The sequence below is a fragment of the Flavihumibacter cheonanensis genome (assembly GCF_022352215.1).
Lineage (GTDB): Bacteria > Bacteroidota > Bacteroidia > Chitinophagales > Chitinophagaceae > Flavihumibacter > Flavihumibacter cheonanensis.
This window is the reverse complement of sequence record NZ_JAKRWF010000002.1, coordinates 443,168-465,922: the sequence shown is the minus strand read 5'-3', so window position 1 is coordinate 465,922 and position 22,755 is coordinate 443,168. Positions and strand designations below refer to the sequence as shown.

The 22,755-nt window shown below is 44.1% G+C and carries 22 protein-coding genes; 13 read left to right on the top strand and 9 right to left on the bottom strand.

The genetic code is table 11. From position 1 onward, the window contains the following. Window positions 1–12: 12 nt before the first annotated feature. From pnuC to MD536_RS11350, 3 genes are read left to right on the top strand one after another with little or no spacing between them, the layout of a single operon-like run. Window positions 13–642, top strand: coding sequence for a nicotinamide riboside transporter PnuC (pnuC, locus tag MD536_RS11360; RefSeq protein WP_239599191.1), 630 nt, complete (start codon window positions 13–15; stop codon window positions 640–642). Beyond that, window positions 642–1,199: an AAA family ATPase gene (locus MD536_RS11355; protein WP_239599189.1), complete on the top strand. Its 558-nt coding sequence runs from the start codon at window positions 642–644 to the stop codon at window positions 1,197–1,199. Before pnuC ends, MD536_RS11355 begins: the two co-directional genes overlap by 1 nt. Window positions 1,200–1,232: 33 nt before the next feature. Then, a complete protein-coding gene (locus tag MD536_RS11350) occupies window positions 1,233–2,918 on the top strand; it encodes an ArnT family glycosyltransferase (protein WP_239599182.1) in 1,686 nt (561 codons plus the stop codon). On the opposite strand, the gene mtgA is transcribed toward MD536_RS11350, so the two are convergent. The 3 genes from mtgA to MD536_RS11335 are packed head-to-tail and all read right to left on the bottom strand — an operon-like array spanning window position 2,919 to window position 4,902. Further along, window positions 2,919–3,632, bottom strand: coding sequence for a monofunctional biosynthetic peptidoglycan transglycosylase (mtgA, locus tag MD536_RS11345; RefSeq protein WP_239599181.1), 714 nt, complete (start codon window positions 3,630–3,632; stop codon window positions 2,919–2,921). It abuts the gene before it with no gap. Between the two features lie 52 nt (window positions 3,633–3,684). Further along, complete coding sequence (locus tag MD536_RS11340; protein WP_239599179.1) at window positions 3,685–4,248, bottom strand: hypothetical protein; 564 nt, start codon at window positions 4,246–4,248, stop codon at window positions 3,685–3,687. 15 nt (window positions 4,249–4,263) lie between these two features. Beyond that, window positions 4,264–4,902 carry a LysE family translocator gene (locus MD536_RS11335; protein ID WP_239599177.1) on the bottom strand — a complete coding sequence of 213 codons (639 nt, stop codon included), beginning with the start codon at window positions 4,900–4,902 and terminating at the stop codon, window positions 4,264–4,266. 238 nt (window positions 4,903–5,140) lie between these two features. Here MD536_RS11335 and MD536_RS11330 point away from each other — a divergent pair, with 238 nt between their 5' ends. Next, entirely contained in the window at window positions 5,141–5,803 is a 663-nt protein-coding gene (locus MD536_RS11330; protein ID WP_239599175.1) for a hypothetical protein, read from the top strand. 73 nt (window positions 5,804–5,876) lie between these two features. Beyond that, a complete protein-coding gene (gene corA, locus MD536_RS11325) occupies window positions 5,877–7,007 on the top strand; it encodes a magnesium/cobalt transporter CorA (RefSeq protein ID WP_239599172.1) in 1,131 nt (376 codons plus the stop codon). 4 nt (window positions 7,008–7,011) lie between these two features. Here corA and MD536_RS11320 read toward each other — a convergent pair whose 3' ends face one another. Then, window positions 7,012–8,553, bottom strand: a complete 1,542-nt coding sequence (locus MD536_RS11320) for a GH3 family acyl-acid amido synthetase (protein WP_239599170.1) — start codon at window positions 8,551–8,553, stop codon at window positions 7,012–7,014. Window positions 8,554–8,591: 38 nt separating this feature from the next. Next, on the bottom strand, window positions 8,592–9,680 hold the full coding sequence (locus MD536_RS11315) for a glycosyltransferase family 2 protein (RefSeq protein ID WP_239599168.1): 1,089 nt from the start codon (window positions 9,678–9,680) through the stop codon (window positions 8,592–8,594). 53 nt (window positions 9,681–9,733) lie between these two features. On the opposite strand from MD536_RS11315, the gene MD536_RS11310 reads away from it, so the two are divergent. Genes MD536_RS11310 through MD536_RS11295 form a run of 4 tightly spaced genes read left to right on the top strand, consistent with a single transcriptional unit; the run spans window position 9,734 to window position 16,411 of the window. Then, window positions 9,734–10,513, top strand: a complete 780-nt coding sequence (locus MD536_RS11310; RefSeq protein WP_239599166.1) for an inositol monophosphatase family protein — start codon at window positions 9,734–9,736, stop codon at window positions 10,511–10,513. 6 nt (window positions 10,514–10,519) lie between these two features. Next, complete coding sequence (gene thiL, locus MD536_RS11305; RefSeq protein WP_239599164.1) at window positions 10,520–11,554, top strand: thiamine-phosphate kinase; 1,035 nt, start codon at window positions 10,520–10,522, stop codon at window positions 11,552–11,554. A gap of 21 nt (window positions 11,555–11,575) precedes the next feature. Further along, window positions 11,576–13,081, top strand: a complete 1,506-nt coding sequence (locus MD536_RS11300) for a S41 family peptidase (protein WP_239599162.1) — start codon at window positions 11,576–11,578, stop codon at window positions 13,079–13,081. A 57-nt stretch (window positions 13,082–13,138) separates the two neighbouring features. Next, window positions 13,139–16,411, top strand: a complete 3,273-nt coding sequence (locus tag MD536_RS11295; protein WP_239599160.1) for a T9SS type B sorting domain-containing protein — start codon at window positions 13,139–13,141, stop codon at window positions 16,409–16,411. Window position 16,412: 1 nt separating this feature from the next. Here the strand turns inward: MD536_RS11295 and MD536_RS11290 are convergent, their stop codons facing one another. From MD536_RS11290 to MD536_RS11275, 4 genes are read right to left on the bottom strand one after another with little or no spacing between them, the layout of a single operon-like run. Beyond that, window positions 16,413–16,889, bottom strand: coding sequence for a Dps family protein (locus MD536_RS11290; RefSeq protein WP_239599159.1), 477 nt, complete (start codon window positions 16,887–16,889; stop codon window positions 16,413–16,415). A 12-nt stretch (window positions 16,890–16,901) separates the two neighbouring features. Beyond that, a complete protein-coding gene (nagA, locus tag MD536_RS11285) occupies window positions 16,902–18,026 on the bottom strand; it encodes an N-acetylglucosamine-6-phosphate deacetylase (protein WP_239599157.1) in 1,125 nt (374 codons plus the stop codon). Further along, window positions 18,007–18,870 (bottom strand): nitrilase family protein, encoded by an 864-nt coding sequence (locus MD536_RS11280; RefSeq protein WP_239599143.1) that lies wholly within the window; start codon window positions 18,868–18,870, stop codon window positions 18,007–18,009. Before MD536_RS11280 ends, nagA begins: the two co-directional genes overlap by 20 nt. Before the next feature lie 13 nt (window positions 18,871–18,883). Continuing rightward, window positions 18,884–19,375, bottom strand: coding sequence for a regulatory protein RecX (locus MD536_RS11275; RefSeq protein ID WP_239599141.1), 492 nt, complete (start codon window positions 19,373–19,375; stop codon window positions 18,884–18,886). A gap of 152 nt (window positions 19,376–19,527) precedes the next feature. On the opposite strand from MD536_RS11275, the gene dnaN reads away from it, so the two are divergent. The 4 genes from dnaN (at window position 19,528) to kdsB (ending at window position 22,742) form a co-directional block, all read left to right on the top strand. Next, the gene (dnaN, locus tag MD536_RS11270; RefSeq protein WP_234866402.1) at window positions 19,528–20,643 is read left to right on the top strand and encodes a DNA polymerase III subunit beta; all 1,116 of its coding nucleotides are present in this window, start codon (window positions 19,528–19,530) and stop codon (window positions 20,641–20,643) included. A 15-nt stretch (window positions 20,644–20,658) separates the two neighbouring features. Next, window positions 20,659–21,060: a putative signal transducing protein gene (locus tag MD536_RS11265; RefSeq protein WP_239599139.1), complete on the top strand. Its 402-nt coding sequence runs from the start codon at window positions 20,659–20,661 to the stop codon at window positions 21,058–21,060. Between the two features lie 97 nt (window positions 21,061–21,157). After that, entirely contained in the window at window positions 21,158–21,976 is an 819-nt protein-coding gene (locus MD536_RS11260; RefSeq protein ID WP_239599137.1) for a sterol desaturase family protein, read from the top strand. Window positions 21,977–22,004: 28 nt separating this feature from the next. Beyond that, window positions 22,005–22,742, top strand: a complete 738-nt coding sequence (gene kdsB, locus MD536_RS11255; RefSeq protein ID WP_239599135.1) for a 3-deoxy-manno-octulosonate cytidylyltransferase — start codon at window positions 22,005–22,007, stop codon at window positions 22,740–22,742. Window positions 22,743–22,755: the final 13 nt, after the last annotated feature.

Sequence of the window (22,755 nt, the reverse complement as noted above, 5' to 3'; positions counted from 1 at the left end):
CATTTTTAGGGGATGGAAACAATCTGGGAGCAATTCCTGACTGGCCTGATGCAAACATCCGCACTTGAATTCATTGCGGTAATTACAGGTATTGCCAGTGTTTTATATAGCCGGAATGAAAATATTCTACTTTACCCGGTTGGACTGATCAGCACCACCATATTTATCTACCTGAGTGTCAAAGGACACTTATATGGTGAAGCAAGCGTTAACTTATACTATACCATCATGAGTATATATGGCTGGTGGTTGTGGGCAAAAAAAACACCTGATCACCGGCCGGAACTCAGCATAACCCGGTCCAATCGGCGCGACTGGCTGAACCAGATCCTGTTTTTTCTGTTTTTTTATGCGGTTCTTTTCGTCAGTCTGACCTGGTTGAAAAAAGAATTCGCCCCGGAAGCTATTCCATGGGCGGATGCCTTCGCCAGTGCCAGTGCCTACACTGGTATGTGGCTGATGGCGAGGAAAAAAGTAGAGAGCTGGTACTGGTGGATCATTACAGATATTGCATCCGTGCCTCTCTACTATTCAAAGGGATATGTATTCACAGGCTTTCAGTTTGTGATTCTTACCCTGCTGGCCATTTCCGGACTCCAATCTTGGAAACGTAAAAGTCAAAGCAGTAAATTGCCGACCTAATGATGAAGAAAATTGTGATCGTGGGCCCTGAATCAACAGGGAAAAGCACCCTCTCACAGGAACTCTCACAGCATTATGCCAATCATTTCCCAACTGCCTGGGTACCGGAATATGCTCGAGAATTCCTGGCTGAGCTGAATCGTCCCTATACCTATGAAGATCTTGTCACCATCGCAAAGGGACAGCTGGAACTGGAAGAACAAACAAGCCAGGCGCTGCAGGAAGCCTCTGGTAATCAGCCATCCCTCCTGTTTGTAGACACCGATATGATGGTGATGCAGGTTTGGTCGGAATTTGTTTTTGATAGATGTGATCCCTTTATCCTGAATGAAGTGGTAAGGCGGAAATATGATCATTACCTGTTAATGCAAACTGACCTGCCCTGGACCTATGATAAACTTCGTGAATATCCCGATCAGGAACGCCGGAATAAGTTATTCCAGCATTATTATGATATACTGCAAAGACAATCTACCGGTTGGTCCATAGTATTCGGACTCGGAAAAGACCGCACAAATATGGCTATCCGCATAATAGATAACTTGCTTGCCGGCTAAGCTCCCCTATTTTTGTGGTTGAAAGCATGCAGCATGAATGTATTGACCTCTTCCATTCGCAGTAGGCCGGCTGCCTGGTTTTATATCGGCTGGTTAATCATCAACCTGGTTCAGTCCTACGGCACCGAGCTGTTGCATGATGAAGCCTACTATTGGGTTTACAGTCAATATCCTGCCTGGGGCTATTTCGATCATCCTCCCATGATCGCAGTTTTGATTAAATTGGGTTACCAGATTTTTCCAAATGAACTGGGTGTTCGCCTGATGATGGCACTCATGAATACCGCCACCCTCTGGCTGGTGCACCAGTTGCTGATCAAAAAAGATGATCTCCTGTTTTATGGATTGACCGCCTCAATGGGTGTTCTCCAAATTGGAGGTATTCTTGCCGTACCGGATATTCCACTTACTTTTTTTACTGCGCTGTTTTTCTGGCAATACAAACGTTTCCTGGAACAGGACAACTGGTTACAGGGACTGCTCCTTGGAATCGTGATGGCTGGCATGCTTTACAGTAAATACCATGGAATACTTATTATATTATTTACCATATTCAGCAACTGGAAACTTGTAATTAATCCACGGGCCTGGATAGCCGTAATTACAGGTGTGCTGTTATTCTTTCCGCATTTATACTGGCAATACCAGCATGATTTTCCCTCTGTATCCTATCACCTCAAGGAAAGAAATGCACCGGCCTATCAATTTGCCTTCACCCTCGAATATGTGGCCGGCCAGATTCTGCTGGCTGGACCATTAATCGGATTCCTATTATTAAGAGCAGCCAACAGGTATAAAACCACTGACCTGCTGGCACGTGCACTTCAGTGGAGCATGTGGGGGTTTTATGGCTTCTTTTTGATCAGTACACTGAAAGGCAGGGTGGAAGCCAACTGGACGGTTCCCGCACTGATTCCTGTTATTATACTTTCACATGCATGGATAACCGAAAACCTGTCCCAACGCAGGTGGATCTTCAAACTCCTTGTACCTTCACTGGTATTAGTGGTACTGGTAAGGGTATACATGCTGACCGATATTAAAGGTCTTACCCGCATATTCAAGGATGAAATGCATGGAAACCAGGAATGGGTCAAAGCCATTAAAGAGAAATCAAATGGACTGCCGATTGTATTTCTAAACAGTTATCAGCGTCCTTCCAAATACTGGTTCTATTCAGGAGATACCAGTTTCGCAATCAATACCACCTATTACCGCAGGAACAATTATAATTTCTGGCCCATTGAAAAAGAATGGCAGAACAGAAAAGTACTGATAGTAGACAAAGACCTGGGAACAATTGAGAACTCATTTGAAATTCCAACACCAAGAGGAATCACACCAGCGCTTGTTATTGACAAACTCCAATCCTTTTCCCATATCAGATTAAGCTTGTCAGAAAAACCTGCCAGTTTTAAAAAGGGGGAACCAGTGCAACTCACTGTTGAAGTGGATAAAAACTCCATAAGTGCGCTTCAGCAATTGCTGAACGGTTCAGGTCAACTCAATCAATTGGTGGCCGACCTGTTTGTGGGTAAATCTATGGTACAGCGTTTATCACTCACACCCTCCCGGCTGCAGGAAACTACGCTGTTTTTGACCAGCAGTGAAAATATTTCACTTCAGCCGGGTGAGTATATCTTGAAGTTGGGGATCGCTACTTCCCTCCCTAATCTTTATTCTCAGAATAGTCCGGCTATACTAATAGAGGTCAACTGATTAATTCCTGGAATTGGTGCCGATAATCGCTTTGATTTCTTCATCGCCTGCCAGATTATTCATCTGACGCTGGATGATCCAGCCTCTGCCTGCTACATATTTACTGGCGGGCTGCACTTTGTATTTTTTGGGGCTTGGCAAGCAGGCCGCTATTCTCGCTGCTTCGGATTTATTCAGTTTGGAAGCGGGTTTTTTAAAATAAGCCTGAGAAGCTGCTTCAATGCCAAAGATGCCGGGACCCATTTCACTCACATTCAGATACATTTCCAGGATTCGCTTTTTACCCCAGATCAGTTCAATCATAAAGGTAAAATAGGTTTCCAGTCCCTTCCTGATCCAGGAGCGGCCCTGCCATAGAAATACATTTTTTGCAACCTGTTGACTAATGGTACTTGCCCCGCGAACACGATTGGGTTTTTTCTCATTGTACTTCATCGCTTTTTCGATGCTTTTCCAATCAAAACCAGAATGATCGGCAAACAACTGGTCTTCGGAAGAAATAACCGCCAGTTTTGCATAGTAAGACATTTCCTCAAAATCTACATAATCCCTTTTTAGTCCGTAGCCACTCACCCAGTTGGAAACTTGTGTAACAGTAATGGGGGGATTGATCCATTTCAGCAGGAGGATATACAGGAATTGCCCGATCACCAGGATGAGCAGTAGTTTTTTAAGAAATCGGCCTATGCGTGGGATTAATCCTTTTGTCTTCACGAAAGATCCAAAAATTGTTGCGGCTGCAATATAGGGAAAATGAGATGGCTGCTCAGTTTGTCATTTTTATATATTGGATCTTGTACTTTTTGCCATTTTTTTCGCGGTACCGGTGCAGGCGATTCAATAAAAAACCACCTCCGGCAACTCCACCGGCAATAGCCAGGGATTTCAGGTTATCTGCATCTCCAATCGGTTCTTTTCGATACCAGCCATTTAAAACATTCAATACTATATAACCAACTCCGCCAATCATAAAAATGGTTCCATTCCTGACAAAACCCCAGCTTTGTCTTTTATCATGAAAAATCCGAAAGATTTCCTGGTAATGAAATCCATACACCATAGAACCAAGTGTATCTACTTTGGAAGTACCCAATTGTGTGATATAACTAACAATGTGCCACTGCCGAACAAAGACAGAATCATTTCTGACATCTTCAATAGGGCCACTAATTACCTGACCATTGACATGCTGTAATTCAATCCGGCTTCCTTTGAAGTAACTGGCTACATGGCGGTTATTGCTTCTTTTGAGCGAAATGAAATCGCTCATCTGGCTGAAGCCGGAAGTAGACGCAGCCAAAACTGCTAACAAAATAAATAAACCGCGCATGGAATCAATTTAGGTTCAGACAGTCTCCAGGTGAAATGCGATGCCCCATAACAGTGCCACACCAAATCCCACCAATATTACGCCCGAAATTTTATTTACAAGGGAAAGGTTGTGGATAGTCAGCTTTTTACGAAGTTTTCCTGCCAGTAATACTTTCAACGCATCTGCCAGCATATTGAATAACATGCAAACAGTAAAGATTAATACGCGATCGCGGAAAGAATGCGTCAGTGCAAAAGTAGTAGCATTGATCAGCCAGAAAAGCAGCACACTTGGATTGAGGCTATTGATCAAAAATCCAGAAGTAAAAATCTTGGCCATGTCTCTTTTACGAAAACGTTGCTCCTCGCCATTTGCCTGCTGAGCCAGTTGCACTTTTTTAAGAAAAAGATAAAAAAGCCCCATGCCGATCAGAAATATACTGCCTATATAGCCAATAGCCTGTTTGTATTGAAGGAGCGCTTTCACCCACTCTGAAAACGCATTACTGATAACGATCAACAGGATATCACTGAGCCATACCCCCGCCACAAAACTGAACCCACCCTCTCTCCCATTGTTCAAACTTTGTTTGATAATGGTAAAAATGACAGGTCCGACGGATAATGCCAGAATGCTCCCCAGTGCCAATCCTTTAATCAGTGCGTCAATCATTGCGAATTCAGAAACGTAAAATTACTTGATCCTGTTACATTGCTCGAAACTTTATCCAAATACTAGGATATATTAAAAATTTGTATTTGCTTTGTTTCTGGGTTTATTTTACCCAGTAACCCCAGTAGGGAAATCCTATTTTGATTTTGGCATCCTGAGACAGTCGCTATCCGTTGAATACCCATCCTTCCAATAGCCTTGAGAGCTATTCTATTAAACACTCTAAACTTGTAATTTTATGCGACTATTTCCTGCTTTCATGCGCGGCGCTATTGCCCTGTTTGCCCTAACGGCTTCTATGTTATTTATTAGTTCTTGTCAGAAATCCGCAGAGCCGGATAACGGAACGGAAAGAACAAATTCTTTTGCAACTATGGAAGGGGTCGTTGGAACCGCATCCAACACAGCCAGTGCAATTACCTTCTGTAAAACCCGGGATTTTTGCCTGTGGGCCGGACAAACCATTATTACAGGAAAAGTAGTTATCGGAAATGACGACAACAATCTGTATGTAGTTATCAATTCTTTGGAAGGATTTCAGGATGTTTCTGAAAACGTGAAAATCTGGGTTGGTGACAACCTGGTGGATCTTCCTCAAACCAATAAAGGAACTCCGATCCCTGGTCAGTTTCCTTATAAGTTAAAAGTGGATCCTTCCTATACATGGTACACCGTTACTATTCCTTTCTCCTCAATCAAAACCTCTGGTAAACTGGATTGCAGTGGTAAAGGCTTGTATGTATATGTTCATGTAGACGCAATTGCAAAAAAGAAAGGCGAAACTGCATGGGGAGGAAACTGCCTTGCTGACGGACCTATCAGAACCCAGGGTCGCTGGTATTACAATATGACTTACAGCACCGGTTGTTGTGACGAGTGCACCTGCAAAGATGTAAACTGATAACGCACGATATATTGTATTTTTAAAGCGGCTCGCATGGCGGGTCGCTTTTTTATTTTGAAATCCTTGTTTCATGATACGCAAGACCATTGAAACCGCCATTACCAAGCCAACTAAAAAATACCTGCGTTATCTCGGGATTAAAAACCTGTTTGGAACAGACCGAACCAAACAGATCCTGAAAATAAATCCTACTGTGCTACCGCACCGGGAAGAAGCCCGGGAGGTTAGAACATATGTATACGATTACAATGCGCAGGCTATGGAAGAGCATGAGTTCAACAGTGTTGAACCCTGCTTCCAGTTCCTGAAAAGCAATCGAATTAGCTGGATCAATGTGGATGGAATCAGGAAATCTGATGTCGAAGCAATCTGTCAACATTTTGATATCCATCAGCTATTAATTGAAGACATTCTCAGCATTCAGCAGCGCCCCAAAATGGACGAAGTGGACAATGTACTTTTCTGTTTGCTAAACATGCTTTATTTCAATGAAATCAAAGGAACAGTAGAACAAGAACAGATCAGCATCGTACTGGGAAAGGATTTTGTTATCAGCTTCCAGGAGGATGCATCCCGGGATGTATTTAATCCCTTACGCGATAAACTCCGCATGAGCAATTCCAAGATCCGCCAGCGCTCGGCAGACTATCTCTGTTATTCTATGCTGGATATGATCGTGGACAATTACTTCATTGTAATGGAAAAACTGGGAGAACGGATTGAAGACCTGGAAGAGCAGGTAATTGCAAGTACCAATAACCGGGCACTGGCAAGAATCAGTTCGCTCAGAAAAGAACTGATAGTTCTGAAGCGGAATATTGCTCCGGTTCGGGACCTGGTGAATGGTATCATCCGGAGTGAAAGTGATTTATTGGATGACCGCACCACCAAATATTTCAAAGATGTTTACGATCATATCATGCAGGCCAATGACCTCTGCGAAAACTACCGCGATGTGATGGTGAACATGCAGGATCTCTACATTAACAATGTAAATCTGAAAATGAATGAGGTGATGAAAGTAATGGCGATTGTGACCTGTTTACTGGCGCCCGCAACCGTAATTGGAGGTATTTTCGGTATGAACTTCGACCGCATCCCCTACCTGCATCATGAAAATGGTTTTTACATTGCCGTAGTGCTGATGCTAATCGTCCCAATTTATATGTTGTGGCTTTTCCGCAAACGCGGCTGGTTCTAACCTCTCACTTCTCACGTCTGACGTCTGACGTCTCACTTACAAATAATTGCCAGTCCTGCAACATTTGTCCCTTCAGCACCCGGGGAAATTTATGTTGTCCGCCAACCTTTCCTTTCGATTTCATGAAATCAAGAAAACGATCTTCCGGTAATACATCCAGCAATACTTCTTTAAGGGCGCTTTTTCTTTCTACTGCATAATCGTCGTTGAGATCCTTTAAATACTGATCAATCTTGACCCGCAGCAGTTCTGCATCCACATGATCATCGGATGCCACATACCAGTGATGTGCAAAAAATGTTCCGTGCGGAACACCCGCCACCGTAAACTCCGGAATGGAAACATTCAGGTCCTCTGCCGCCATTTTTAGTGCCCGGTTCATGTTGTCTACGCTTAAATGCTCTCCAACCAGGCTGAGGAAGTGTTTGGTCCGGCCGGTAATTACAATTTCACAACGATCGACATCTGTAAACCGGATGGTATCTCCAATCAGGTAGCGCCAGGCTCCGGCTGCTGTGCTAAGCAGGATTGCATAATTCTTTCCCGCTTCCACCTCATGGATCATATAGGCCTTGTGATTAGGCAAGAGATTACCCTCTGAATCGAAATTGTCATCATCAAATGGTACAAACTCAAAAAAGATATGATCATTGATGCTAAGCTTCATTCCCTTTGCAAACTGCCGGTCCTGGTATGCAATAAACCCTTCTGATGCCAGGTAGGTTTCGATATACGTGAGGGGCTTTGCCAACAGTTTTTCAAATCCCTTTTTATAGGGTTCAAAAGAGACCCCACCATGTACAAAAAAGGAGAGGTTGGGCCAGATATCATGGATCGTTTTCAGCTTATACCGCTCTACGATTTTTTCCATGCACATCTGGATCCAGGCGGGTACTCCCACCACAAAACTGATATCCCAGTCCGGTGCATTTTCAACAATCTCTTCAATCTTGTCGTTCCAGTCGGTCATCTTGGCGATCTTCTTGCCTGGCTTATAAAAAGGGGTGAACCAGAAGGGAACTTTTTTGGCGGTGATGCCACTCAAATCACCAGCATAATATCCCTGTGCTTTCTGCAACTGGGTGCTGCCCCCCAGCATAAGCCAGCCTTTGCGCAAATTGCCAAAGGGGATATTATTATAATGTCTTAATGAAAACAACTGTTTGATCATGATGATCCGGTTTCCAGCCAGCAGATCTTCTGTGATCGGAATATATTTACTGGCCGATTCAGATGTGCCGGATGAAAGCGCATAATATTTGATCTTGCCCGGCCAGCAGATATCCTGCTTTCCTTCCAGCGTCTTATGCCACCATTCTTTATAGATGGAATTATAATCGTGACTCGGTACGATCTGCTGAAACTTCTTACCCGGATGTTTGCTGAGCAGGATCTCATCAAACCGGTAATGCTGGCCGAATTCCGTAAAACGGGCCTTCTTCAACAGTTTCTTCAGCACTTTAAGCTGCTGCCTGCGCGGAGAACTTTCCGGCAGGCGGAGCGCTTTGACAATCGTTTTAGGTAAGGTAATTTCAATAAGGGCCATTCGGGTGTGTCTGCAATTAGGATGAAGAACAAAAGTAGTTATTCCCGTATAATTTCCCCCTTTTCATCCGGATCATCACTTCCTATCCAAACATCGCTGTTTTTCCACTTAAATCGAATGGGTGCGCGGGGAGGTTGTCGCCTCAATGCTGTGAAAAGTTCCTCCAGCCGGATACCATCCCCCAGCACAAAAAGACAGGGTTGATCCGGGTTATAAGCAGAAAGTTCCCGGCAGATCCTATAAGCTGCCCGGGATGGAAATTCCTTTTCAGGGCGAATAGACTTTTTGCTTCTGACTTTATCTCGCAGGGTTCGGGCCGCGATTGCTGCTTCTGCCAGGGCCCGGCTCAGGAAAGATACCCGGTTCCCATATTTTTGCCGGAAGAGTAACATGGCTTCATAAAAATGCCGGGCATTCGCTGCGGTTCGAAGGGTGCTTTCTCCCTTAAAGTGAATAATCCCCGGTTCCGGTAAATAATAAGTTCGATAACCAGCACTGGCGATGGAGTAACTCAGGTCAATATCCTCCCCATACATGAAATAGCGTTCATCAAACCCTCCTACCCGTAAATAGATTTCTCTGGGGATAAACATAAAAGCCCCTGCCAACACCTCCACTTCTTGAATATAGTCCGCCGAAAGATGGCCAAGGTAATAACTGGAAATCAGCCTATGCTTTGGAAACAGGTGAATGAGTCCGCTTAATTTAAAAAAGGCAGTTGCCAATGTGGGAAAACCTCTTTTCGACTCAGGCAGGAATCGAAAATGGCCATCATACATGCGCATACCCAGAGCACCTGCATCTGGATGGGTGGCAAAAAATTCAAGGGCGGCAGTCAGGCAGTTTCCTGGTACCAGGGTATCCGGATTGAGGATCAGAACATATTTGCCCCTGGCTGCAGCCACCCCGATGTTATTCGCTTTTGAAAAACCAAGGTTGGTATCATTCCAGATAAACTGAACGGCAGGAAACCGTAGTGGAAGGTACTGGCGACTCTCATCCGTTGAAGCATTATCAACCACGATGATCTCAGCTTCCAGGTTAGCCATCGCCAATTGCAGGCTATGGAGACAAAGCTCCAGGAAATAACAAACATTGTAGTTGACGATGACCACTGATACCTGCATCCCACGAATTTATTGGTAATTTTTTTATCGGCTCAGTGGCTTAGCTTTGTCCGATGTTATTGGAAACCCTTATCAAGGCCACCCGGGCCGGAGCAGCGGAGCTCGAACGTTTTTTCAACCAGAAAGACCTGGCCATTTCCAACAAGGAAGGCGTAAATAACCTCGTAACGGAAGCAGACCACGCAGCTGAAAAAGCCATCATCGCGGTGATTCAGACACAATACCCGGATCATTTCATTTTGAGTGAAGAGTCGGGCGAAATGGCAAGTCCCTCGCCTTATAAATGGATTATTGACCCTATTGACGGTACCATCAATTTTGCCAATGGAATTCCCATTTGTTGTGTGAGTGTTGGACTGGAAGTGGATGGAATCATGACCATGGGTGCGGTTTATAATCCCATCCTGAATGAGTTTTTTCTGGCTGAAAAAGGCAAAGGTGCTACTCTCAATGGCAAGCCCATCCATGTTTCAAATAAAACTGATGTGGCAAGCAGTTGCCTGGTAACCGGTTTCCCCTATACCTTCCTGGATATGCCAAATGGTCCGCTTGAATGTTTCGAACGTTTTATACGTAGAGGCGTACCTGTTAGGCGATTGGGCTCTGCTGCAATTGATCTCTGCTGGGTGGCAGCCGGCCGGTTTGATGGTTTCTTTGAACATAAGCTGAATGCCTGGGACAGTGCAGCGGGCTTTTTGATGGTGGAAGAAGCGGGCGGAAAAGTGACGGATTTTGCAGGAACCTATTACTCTCCCTACCAGCCCTTTATTGTGGCATCCAATGGAAAACTGCATGAGGATCTTTTACGTTGGGTCAATGGCGACATAAACTAATCACAAATGGAAACAAGAACAGAAATCTCCAGTCTGGGTGAATTCGGCCTGATCGATCACCTGACGAAAAATATAGAATTTACAAATGCTTCCTCCATTTTGGGTGTGGGGGACGATGCCGCAGTCATTGATCATTTTGGAAAACAAACTGTCATCACAACCGACATGTTGTTGGAAGGCGTGCATTTTGATTTGATGTATACACCGCTGAAACACCTGGGTTATAAATCGGTAGTGGTTAACCTCAGTGATATTTATGCGATGAACGCCACTCCTACTCAAATTACCCTAAGCATTGCTGTTAGTAACCGGTTCAGTGTAGAAGCGCTGGAGGAGTTTTATGAAGGAGTATATGCAGCCTGCGAACGCTATCAGGTGGATCTGATCGGAGGCGATACTTCAACATCGCGCAGTGGTTTCGTCATCAGTGTTACTGCTCTCGGGGAAGTTAACCCGGATCAGTTTGTACAGCGTTCAACCGCTCAGAAAGGTGACCTGGTTTGTGTAAGTGGTGATTTGGGTGGCGCCTTTTTAGGGTTGACCTTATTAGAACGCGAGCGCCAGATCTACCTGGAAAATCCAAAGATTCAGCCTGATCTTGAAAATGAACAATACATTGTTGGACGTTTGCTGAAACCGGAAGCCAGAAAAGACATCATCGCGTTTCTTGCAGAGAATGAGATTCGTCCAACAGCTATGATGGATATTAGTGATGGGCTCAGCTCCGAAATACTGCATATCTGTAAGCAGAGTTCACTGGGTTGTGTATTGTATGAAGAAAAAATCCCTATTCACGAAGACAGCCGGATGGCCGCCTTTAAATTCGGGCTGGACCCAACAGCCTGTGCATTAAGTGGTGGGGAAGATTATGAACTGCTGTTTACCATCCCGCAATCCGAATACGATAAACTGGTATTAAATGAACAGATCAGTGTGGTTGGATATATGACCGATGCAGCAGAAGGATCGCATATCCTTACAAAAGGCGGAAATAAATTCCGCATCACGGCACAAGGCTGGAATGCGTTTAAAGATCAATAAACGGAATCAGTACCAGTTTGCATGCGTAACTTTTTCCTTTGGAATTTTCTGTTCTTCGGGTGTTTTGTGGCCCTGCTGCAGAGTTGTGCTGTATCAGGTACAAAATGGTCTCCATCAGAACCCTATGCGCCAGATCAATTAAAAAAGGATTATAAGTTATTCAGGTCTGTTCTGGAGGAATCTCATCCCAGTTTGTATTGGTACACTCCGAAAGACAGCATGGATTATTATTTTGACTGGGGGTATCGGCAGCTGACAGATTCCATGACTGAGCCACAGTTCAGATCAGTCTTAAGTTATGTAATCGCGAAAGTAAAATGCGGTCATACCAGTACCCGGTATTCAAGGAAGTTTCTCCGGTTTTTAGACACCGCCAGGTTACCCCAATTCCCGATTACGATTAAGGCTCTTGATAATGATACCATTGTCATCAATAACAATTTGCAGAAAGGTAACCTGCTGGTAAAAAGAGGTACCATTCTAACCAGTTTAAATAAGGTGCCGATTAAGAAAATAGTTGATAGCCTGGCCCGGCACATACCATCTGATGGAAATAATGTGCAGTACCTGATGCAGACACTCAGCAATCGTGGCGCCTTCGGGGGTTGGTTACGATTGGTGGCAGGGTATTCCAATACCTATGAGCTTGGCTACCTGGATAGTACCGGTAAAGAGGAATTAATGTCCTTTCGTTTAATTGAACCACCAAAAAAAGATTCGGTCAAAAAGCCGATTGTACCGGAAGTTGTGAAACCCTGGAAACGCAGGGAGCAAAGAGCCAGGTCATTGGACCGCGCGCGTTCATTACAAATAGATACCGGACTTTCCACTGGCTATCTTACCATTAATACGTTTAACAATGGTTATCAGTTGCGATCCTTTTTATCAGCTGCCTTTAGTACGCTAAAAAAAGAGAACATCCAACATTTGGTTGTTGATATTCGGAGCAATGGCGGGGGAAATGTGGCACACTCCACTTTCCTGACCAGAAAGATTGTAAGCGAACCCTTCAAAATTGCAGATTCTCTTTATGCAGTAACAAGAAAAAGCAGCTTTAAAAATATGATTCGTTACAATGGATTAATTGGCGGACTCATGCATTTTATCACCCGAAAAAAATCAGATGGTCATTATCATTTTGGATATTTCGAGCGGAAAACATTTAGGCCTTCAAAAAGAAATCACTATAGCGGCAATGTATATGTGCTAACCGGACCCAATTCCTTTTCTGCGGCAGCGCTGTTCGCAACCAAGGTAAAAGGGCAAAAAAATGTTACCCTGATAGGAGAAGAAACCGGTGGCGCTGCTTATGGAAACTCTGCCTGGCTGATACCTGATGTTCGGTTACCTGAAACCGGTATACGCTTTCGATTACCGAAATTCAGATTGGTGATTGATTCAACTGCTGTTAAGGATGGGCGGGGTGTACTTCCGGATATAGAAATAAAACCAACCCGCCAATCGCTTATCGAAAACCGTGACCTGAAAGTGGAAGCTGTAAGGGTCTTGATAACAAATTCTCAGTAAAACACTATGATATTTTACTCATATAGAGTACATTAGACGCTAATCGTCACGGAAATAATGAAGATCTGGATCTTTTTTCTTTTATTAACCTTATTCTATCCAATTCTAAGCAGGGCTCAATCTACAGATTGCCAGGTTATAGCTGATTTTGAAATTCAGGTAGACTCCATCACAGATTATATGGGTGGTGTATCGGTTCATCGGGTGGTAAACACGAGTAAAAACTTTACATCTTTCAAAACAAGCACTTCGCAGTACCCGGAAATATTCTATGATAATTTTCAGCCTATTGGAATTCTTAAGGCTGGATATCATTATTTTACGCTGATTGCAACCAATGGAGTGTGCAGTGACACCGTAACAAAAATGATATTCAAGCCCGGAAGGATTCCTGTCGGGAAGCCTAATATGGGTGCCTGGGTGGGAAACAATTACGGATATCATTTACCCAGGTCGATATCTAACACGGAAGAAAAAGGATATTTGCTGGCCTCCCGAAATAAAGTGGTTTTTGAACAATCCTTGCTGGTAAATATTACAAAAGAGGGCTGTGTGAATTGGGGTTATAAAACAGATCATGCTTTTGAAATTAATTATGTGAACAGCACTGGAAACGGTATAAATATGGGGGCCTATACGAGAGTTTGGGGCTTTGGGGAGAGTGGCCTTTTTAAATTACTTGATAATGGAACTAAAGTCTGGACGAAAAAGATAAGTCAAAATGGTCAATTTCTGTATCCCCTTAAAACAACCATCTTGCCCGATAATTCTTTTATCCATCTGTCAAGAAATGATGTCACCAAAGGAACAGTTATTACAAAGTTCAGCACTAATGGAGATGTTATTTGGAACAAAAAGCTCCGGTTTACAGAATTACACAATCTTACTAATACTATTATTTATGAACCCGCAGTAGTCGGCAACTCAATCTTTATTCCAATTCTCTTCGGTGGTTCTGATTTTGAATCCCCGACTTCAAGAAGTGTTTCGGTGTTGGTACGAATTAATATTTCTACCGGTGAAATAGAATGGGTTAAGCGATTTGGAAATGAAACGGACTTTCTGCAGGTTTTTAGTGTCGCGAAAATGGGTGACCGATTACTTATGACTGGAACCTACATCAAGCCTCCCGAACCCTACTACCTAACCACAATTGCTTATTTAGATACCGATGCAAACATTGAAAAATCCGTTCGCCTGCGAGATGAATATGAGAAATATTTTCCTAGTGAATTTGGGATTAGAGTAATTGATGATAACGAGTTTTATGTTCAGCTTCAAAGTATGAATATCAGCTTTCCTAATATTGATCGTACCACTTCTTTCGTATTTAAATTTGATAAAGACTTTAAACTTCTCTGGGATCGCACTAAATATAACATTGGAATCACGCAGGGAATGGGGGCAGTTGGCACAGACGGTTCCCTGATGATTATGGGCAGTTCAGCAGGAGAAGGACTGGATCCATTTGCTACCAATAATAAACTGACCATTCAGCGATTTGATCCTGATTTCAATCAGGATACCAAAATTTGTGCTTATTATGCGGGTAGATACGAAGTAGTGGAAACTGCCATTCCAAAAGCCACGGATTTTATTAACTATGAATATTCCAATTCTTCCATTTCAGTTGAAAATTCTACGTTGGATTTGATTGAAGAATATCCCCAGGTAAAATACTTTGATAAGGAATGCAGAGATTATCTGGATTCCTGCAGTTTTATTAATATTAGAGGTCCTGAAACTTTTTGTAACCTGTCAGGTATTTACACCTACACCGCAGATAGAAACGAAAATTGTGTGCAAACTGTTTCCTGGAATTTACCAGACGGTGCAGAAGAAGTAAGCCGTACAGATAACTCCATCTCAGTTCGATTCACACAACTGGCAGAACAAAAAATATTCGCTTTTTTGAAAGGAACCTGTGTTCCAATCATTGACTCTTTTATCACCAGGCCAATTGGCGAACTTCCTCCAACACTGGAACTGGGACCTGATACCAGTATTTGTGAAGGAACCACGTTGACGCTAGAAGTTCCTGGCAAGTATAAATCTATTTCCTGGTCTACAGGTGAACAATCAGCCTCTGTTTCAATTAAGTCAGGTGGAAAGTATTGGGTTACAGGAGTTGACTATTGCAATAATTATCAAACTGATACTATAATTGTAGATATCAGATCTGCAATAAGAATTGATTTTGCCAAAGACACGGTTGTATGTGTTGGAACAACTTTGAGCTTTTTTGCACCAGACAGTTTGCAACAGTTTCAGTGGCTCGATATCAATAGCAATTTGGTTGGAAACGCTGCAAATTTGTCAATAAAAGCAACCGAGCCAGCTGTATATTATTTTACTGGTATTGCCGCTGGTGGGTGCCGCTACCAGGATGAATTATCAATTGCAGTTCACCCCCAACCTGCCCTTTTCATTGGTGAGGATACCGTTTTATGTGAAGGAGAGCAAGCTGAATTTACTGCTGATAACTCATTTGATAACTATCAGTGGAACACTGGTTCTTTTGAAAAAAATATTATTGCGAAAACGGCTGGTACATATATCCTTCGTGCTTTTGATAGAAATGGTTGCGAGGTAGCAGATACTGCTACTATTTTGAATGTATTTGCCAGGCCTCGTCCTATCCTGGATAAAACTTCCATCCTTTGTGAGGGGGAAGAAAGATTACTAAGCCCGGGTGCAGGATTTTCACGATACACCTGGCAGGATAATTCCAGTTCAACTTCTTTACTGGTAAACAATCCCGGAAAATATTGGGTTTCGGTACAGGATCAGAATGGATGTTTGGGTTCTGATACAACTTTTATAACCAACATCGTATCCGTTCCAAAAGGATTTTTGGGAGAGGATAGCAGCATATGTCAATACCAGGAATTGTTTCTGTTGCCCGCTGGAGAATATAAATCCTATTCATGGAATACCGGAAGTAACAACAATAATATCACTATCAGCAAACCAGGAACTTATAGTTTAACAGTTACAGATTTTAATAATTGTACTGGCACAGATACAATTTCTATTGTTCAGAAACAGTGCATGTTTGGTTTATATGTTCCCAATGCATTCACACCTAACCGGGATGGCAGAAACGATCGTTTTCGTCCGCTACTTTATGGAGAAGTAACTTATTACTCACTTCAAATCTTTAATAGATTCGGGCAGAAAGTTTTCAGCACGAATAACCCCTCTGTCGGATGGGATGGCTCTATAAATGGAGTGGAACAAAACAGCGGGAATTATCTTTTCAATATACAATACCAGCTCAATGGCCAATCCTTGCAACAGAAAAAGGGAAGTTTTTTATTGATCCGCTAAATCAATTATTCAAAAACGCTGAGTACATCCAAACCAGTTTTTCCTGTGCCCGGATATAATCGCTCATGAGTGCGTTCGTTCCTTCATCGTTAGCATCTTCAGATACTTTCAACAGCTCACGCTGCAGGCCAATAATCGTTTGAAAAGAGCCCAGGATATTTTCCACCGCCTTCATACCATCCGCTACTTCCCTGCTTTCTTTAATCGTAGCCATCGTGTGATAATCGGAATAATTATGTGCCGGTGAAAATCCAAGCGTGAGTATACGCTCAGCGATCTCATCAATTTTTAAAAGGAGATCATTATATAATTCTTCAAATTTTACATGCAGTTCAAAGAATTTTTCGCCTCTGATATTCCAGTGATAACCTCGCGTATTCTGATAAAATATGGAATAGTTGGCGAGTAGGGTATTCAGTCTTCCGGCCAGATCAGCCGCTTTGGCTTCATCCAGACCGATTGCATTCAACTTTGCCATAGAAGTATTTTTTTAAAGTGATGGTATCCAAAACCATTCCGGCCTGTATCCTACTGCCAGTTTGCCCCACTCTTTCTCAATACCCAATACCCTGGCAGGATACAAGGAAGCCATTCGTACCGCTTCTTCTATTGAAATTCCGACTTTTTTAACACAAAACTGCACCGCTGACAGCATGGTCAATGCAGATCCTGAAAGCGTTCCATCCGGTAATGTGTAATGATCTCCACGCAACTGGTGCAAATAATTCCCGGTATTGCTCTCTGTAACCGCATCCGTAATAATGAACAATCGTTCCCCCATCAGCTGCTTGGCCATTTTGATTACCACTGCATCCACATGGTATCCATCCGGTACAATGCTGGAGGCAATGGTCGGATGTGCCAGGATGGCGCCTACCAATCCAGGGGCGCGGTGTTGCAAAGGCGACATTGCATTGAATAAATGGGTGCAGGTAGTAATCCCCAGGTCAAACCCTTTATTCGCCTCCTCAAAACTTGCATTGCTATGTCCCGCTGATAGAATAATACCGGCATCTTTCAGGTATTGAATCTGATCCGGTTGAAAGAGTTCCGGTGCGATGGTCATCATCTTAATGATACCCCGGCCAGGTTCAACCAGTGCACGTAGTTTATCCATGGAGGGCGATTGAATTTTCTCCAGTACATGCGCACCCCGCTTAACAGGATTCAGGAAGGGTCCTTCGAGGTGAAGTCCGTATACACCTTTACCTCCCTGGTTCAGATAATCCCTCACTGATTCGATGGCAGCCAGCGCAACGGTATTATCATTGGTTGCTACAGTAGGCAGGATCAGATGGGCTCCGCCTCTTCGCGAATAATCCACTGTGGCGCGGATGGCTTCCACAGAAGGATGAACACCAAAAAGCTGGCCATCACCACCATACAATTGCACATCAATAAAGGCCGGCACGAGCATACCCCCCTGCAAATCCTTGTACCGGTCGGGTGGCACCCGACCTGGCGGAGTGGCACTCCGCCGCGGCGGATGAGGGGAAATTTCCACTATTCTTTCTTCCTCAACAGATATGATTGCTTCATTTAACCAGGTTTCGCCGGTAAAAATGCGGCCATTGACAAAATGGTGGATGGTTGGTTCAGGCATCAGGTGATTCATTTAACAGAGTGAATGCGTCGGCATCGCGAAGAAAAGGTAGTTGCTGCCGGATTTTATCCAGATTGGATATGTCAAGGGTTAGCGTATGAATATCTTCTCCATGTTCCTTCTGGTAAAGGGGGGTTCCCAATGGGTCCAGGATCATTGAGTCGCCACTGTGATAGATCCCGTTTCCATCCTCTCCAACCCGGTTAACACCTACCACATAACATTGATTTTCAATAGCTCTTGCGGCGAGTAGGGTTTTCCAGGCATGATTGCGCCGCTCCGGCCAGTTCGCGACTGTAATCAGCAAATCATACTCACCCGTCCGGTGGTATTCCGCCCCGGCGGATGGCACTCCGCCGCGATGGGTGGCACCACGCCCCGGCGGGTGAGATTGTTGCCGGCTCCAGACCGGAAAACGCAGGTCGTAGCAGACTTGCAGAAATATGCGCCAACCTTTGACGGATGCAATAAAGCGTCGGCTTCCGGCACTGAAATGCTGGTCCTCACCTGCATAGGCAAAGCGATGTCGTTTGTCATAATGACCCACCTGTCCGTTTGGTAAAACCCAGAGCAGTCTGTTGAAATAGTGACCCTCTTCCTCTATAAAAACTGATCCGGTAAGGATTATTCTTTTGTGCGCAGCAAGGGATTTCATCCAGTTAACCGTGGGGCCATCCATAGTTTCGGCCAGCTTTTCGGGCTGCATGGAAAAGCCGGTGGTAAAGGCTTCCGGCAAAACAACCAGTTCCATTTTTTCAGAAACCGAATCAATTTTTTCGGCAAACATCCGGCGATTAGCCGCTGGATCCTCCCAATGCAGTGAAGATTGAATGGTGGTTATGGTAAGGGTTGACATACCTGAAATTACTTCATTCGTCGGAAGTTTGCCCGGATTGCAATCCTTTCATCACTTCTTTTATCAGGTCCCATTCGTATCCTTTATACAGCAGGTGATCCTGGGTTTTTCGTAGTCGCGAAAATTTATCCTCTCCATTTAAACTGTCCCACCGATTTCGGGCAAGTTTCTCCAGTGTTTCAAGGTATGCCGGCTCCGGAATCTCCTTCATCGCCTTTTTTATACAGTATTCACTCACCTGCCTTTGCTGCAATTCATTTTTGATCCGGCCTCTGCCCCATCCTTTCATTCGGAATTTACCACCGGCAAACTGAATGGCAAACCGCTCTTCATTCAGATAATCCTCTTCAATAAGAGTAGCAATCAGGTTTTCCACTTCCTGGCGGTTCAGGCCAAAGCTGAATAATTTATTCTTTACTTCCTGGTGGCAACGTTCCTGGTACCCACAAAAATGACGCGCCTTTGGTAAGGCCTGATCCGGAGTCAGTCTTTTTCCCTGCAACATTTTATAAAGTTCCGCATTACGGTAATGAGGAAAAAACCCAATTTGAAAGATTCCCCGAAAATAACCGGCCGCCCTTTCCAATCTTCCCCATATCCCAATCTAAGAATGGCCGGAATTCCTTAGTTTCGTCCCTTATAAATCGCAACCGTTTTATGAAGTTCATCGTTAGCTCATCGGCTTTATTGAAACAGCTCCAACAGATCAGTGGTGTTATCAATGCCAATACAGTTTTACCCATCCTGGAAGATTTCCTGTTTGAAATTGATAAGAACAAATTGAATGTGGTGGCCACCGACCTGGAAACGGTTATGCGGGTGCAGATGGATATCGAAGCGAAAGAAAATGGACGGGTTTGTATTCCCGCCAAGATTCTGATTGATTCTCTCAAGAACATACCTGATCAGCCCCTTACTTTCAATATCGATAAGAATTTTGGTATCGAAATGACCAGCGATAATGGTAAGTATAAGGTAATGGGTGAAAATCCCGACAATTTCCCGAAAGAACCATCTGCTGATGATACCACTTCTTTTGAAATGACCAGCAGCGCATTGGTTACCGGCATCAATAAAACATTGTTCGCAGTGAGCAATGATGATCTGCGTCCGGCTATGACGGGTGTGTATTTTGAGCTGGATAAAAATTTTGTTCAGTTCGTGGCTACCGATGCGCATCGCCTGGTTCGCTACAAACGCACAGATGTAAAATGCCCCAAAGGTGATTCCTTCATCGTTCCAAAAAAGCCGCTGAACATCCTGAAATCAGCATTGCCAGATAACGACGATGTGATCACAGTCAGCTATAATAGCAATCATCTGTTTGTCACACATGGTAATACTCAGATGAGCTGTCGCCTTATTGATGCCCGCTTCCCTGATTATAAAGTAGTGATCCCGGCTGACAATCCCTACAAAATGATTGTCAGCAAGTCCGATTTCCAGGGTGCCCTTCGCCGTGTAAGCGTATTCTCCAATAAAAGCACCAACCAGGTTGTTCTGAATATCTCCGGCAGTGAATTGCAACTGGCCGCGCAGGATATTGATTTCAGCTTCGAGGGCAACGAACGCATGAAATGTCAGTATGATGGCGAAGATCTTTCCATCGCTTTCAATGCCCGTTTCCTGATTGAAATGCTAAATGCTGCCGAGAGCGATGAAGTTCGGATGGAATTATCCACCCCAACCAAAGCCGGTATCATTCGCCCCATGGAGGCAGATGAATACGAAGAGCTCCTGATGCTGGTGATGCCGCTGATGCTGAATGCCTGATCCTGATTTTCCTTCATGCATTTTGTACAGATCCGGTCATACGACAATTATATCCAGGCAAATATTCAGCTGAACCTGCTCAAAGAGCATGGGATCAATTGCCATCTCAAGGATGAAAATACCGTTACTATTGACCCATTTTTGAGTCCGGCTATTGGCGGGATGAAACTCATGGTGCTGAACGATGACCTCTCCAAAGCAATCTCCCTGCTGGATGCAGCTACCGATGCCTATTTGCAAACCTTGCCCTGCCCCTCCTGTGGTGCGAAGGCACTGGAACGGCGCACCCATGTAACTTCTCTGAACTGGTGGAATCGCTGGATTGCCCGACTAAGAGGCAATGCAGAAAGCGTGTTTACTTCAGAAGTGATTTGTAGGTCCTGCGGTAACCGGGTTACGGATCTGGGTTTCAACTGAAGCAGCAAGTAGCATAAGATGATTTGAATCAAGATTCTTCTACACTTGTTCCAAACCTGTTTCCGCTTTGGTAACTTGTAAGAACAATTGCCTGCACATGGAAGCTTTTTTTACCTATTGGGAAACCATCCCTTCAGCTCATCGAATTCTGTTCCTGATGGGCGGAATGATTTTTTTCTGGTTGCTGGAAGGCTATTATCCACTTTTCAAATTTCAGTTTAACCGAACCCGGCATGCAGGCGTGAACCTGGTTTTCCTGGGTACCACCCTGGTGCTTAATCTGATTTTTGGCCTGGTAACAATCTGGTTTTGCAGTCTCGCTGTTTCCAATGAGTTTGGGTTACTGCAGTGGATTGCCATGCCTGGCTGGATGCAGATTTTTATCGGTCTGCTTTTTATGGATTTGTTTGGCCAGTACATTCCACACTGGCTGATGCACAAGGTGAAGTTCATGTGGAAGTTTCATATGGTTCACCATAGCGATACCAAAGTAGATGTTACTACCGGAACCCGGCACCATCCTGGTGAATGGTTGTTCCGGGAAACCAGTACCATTATTGGGATCTTGGTCATTGGAACTCCGGTTTGGCTGTATTTTTTATATCGCGGTTGTGCCGCACTTTTCACTCATTTTAATCATGCCAATATTCGCGTACCGCGATGGCTGGATTACCCGATCAGCCTGGTTTTTGTTTCACCCAATATGCATAAGGCACATCATCATTTTGAGCGACCGCTAACGGACACCAATTATGGGAATATTTTCTCCGTGTGGGACCGGCTTTTTGGAACCTTCCGGTATGTGGATCCCGCAAAATTAAAATATGGTTTAGATGTACTGGACGACCGTACTGATGAAGATCTCGGCTATCAGTTCAGGATTCCTTTTGATAAGAAGATCAAGACCGATTATTGATGCATCTTTGCGAACAAATTAGCAACTGATGGGGAAAACCATTGCCATGATTCCGGCTCGATACGATGCCACCAGATTTCCGGGAAAACTGATGAAGCCACTGGGTAACTCAACAGTCATCCGGAAAGTGTATGAAAATACCCTGGCTACCGGATTGTTTGATGAAGTAAGTGTGGTAACCGATAGTGATGTAATCGATGCTGAGATTGCAGCCATTGGTGGGAAGGTATATCGCAGTCAGCGTTCTCACGAAAGTGGAAGCGACCGGATTGCAGAAATCGTAGAGAACATTGAGGTGGATATCATTCTGAATGTGCAGGGAGATATGCCCTTTGTGAAAAGAGCACCGCTGGAAAAATTACTGGCCTCCTTTCAGGACCCTGCTGTTCAGGTGGGATCGCTGATGCAGGAAATGCATGATGCGGAAGCAGTGAAGAATCCGAATGTGGTGAAAGTGGTAGTGGACAAGTTCAGTAATTCTTTATTGTTCAGTCGCAGTCCGATTCCTTATCCACGTAGTACCGAGCAAGCAATAACCTGGTATGAACATGTGGGGGTGTATGCCTATCGCAAGCAGGCGCTCATGAACTTCACTGGCTGGTCAATGACGCCACTCGAAGCAGCAGAAAAAATTGAATGCCTGCGGTATCTTGAAAATGGCATTCCACTTAAAATGGTGATAACTGATTACCTGGGCGTTAATATTGATACGCCGGAAGACCTGGAGAAAGCTGCTGCATTTTTAAAACGTCAGACAGGTGTCTAGACATCTGTCTGAC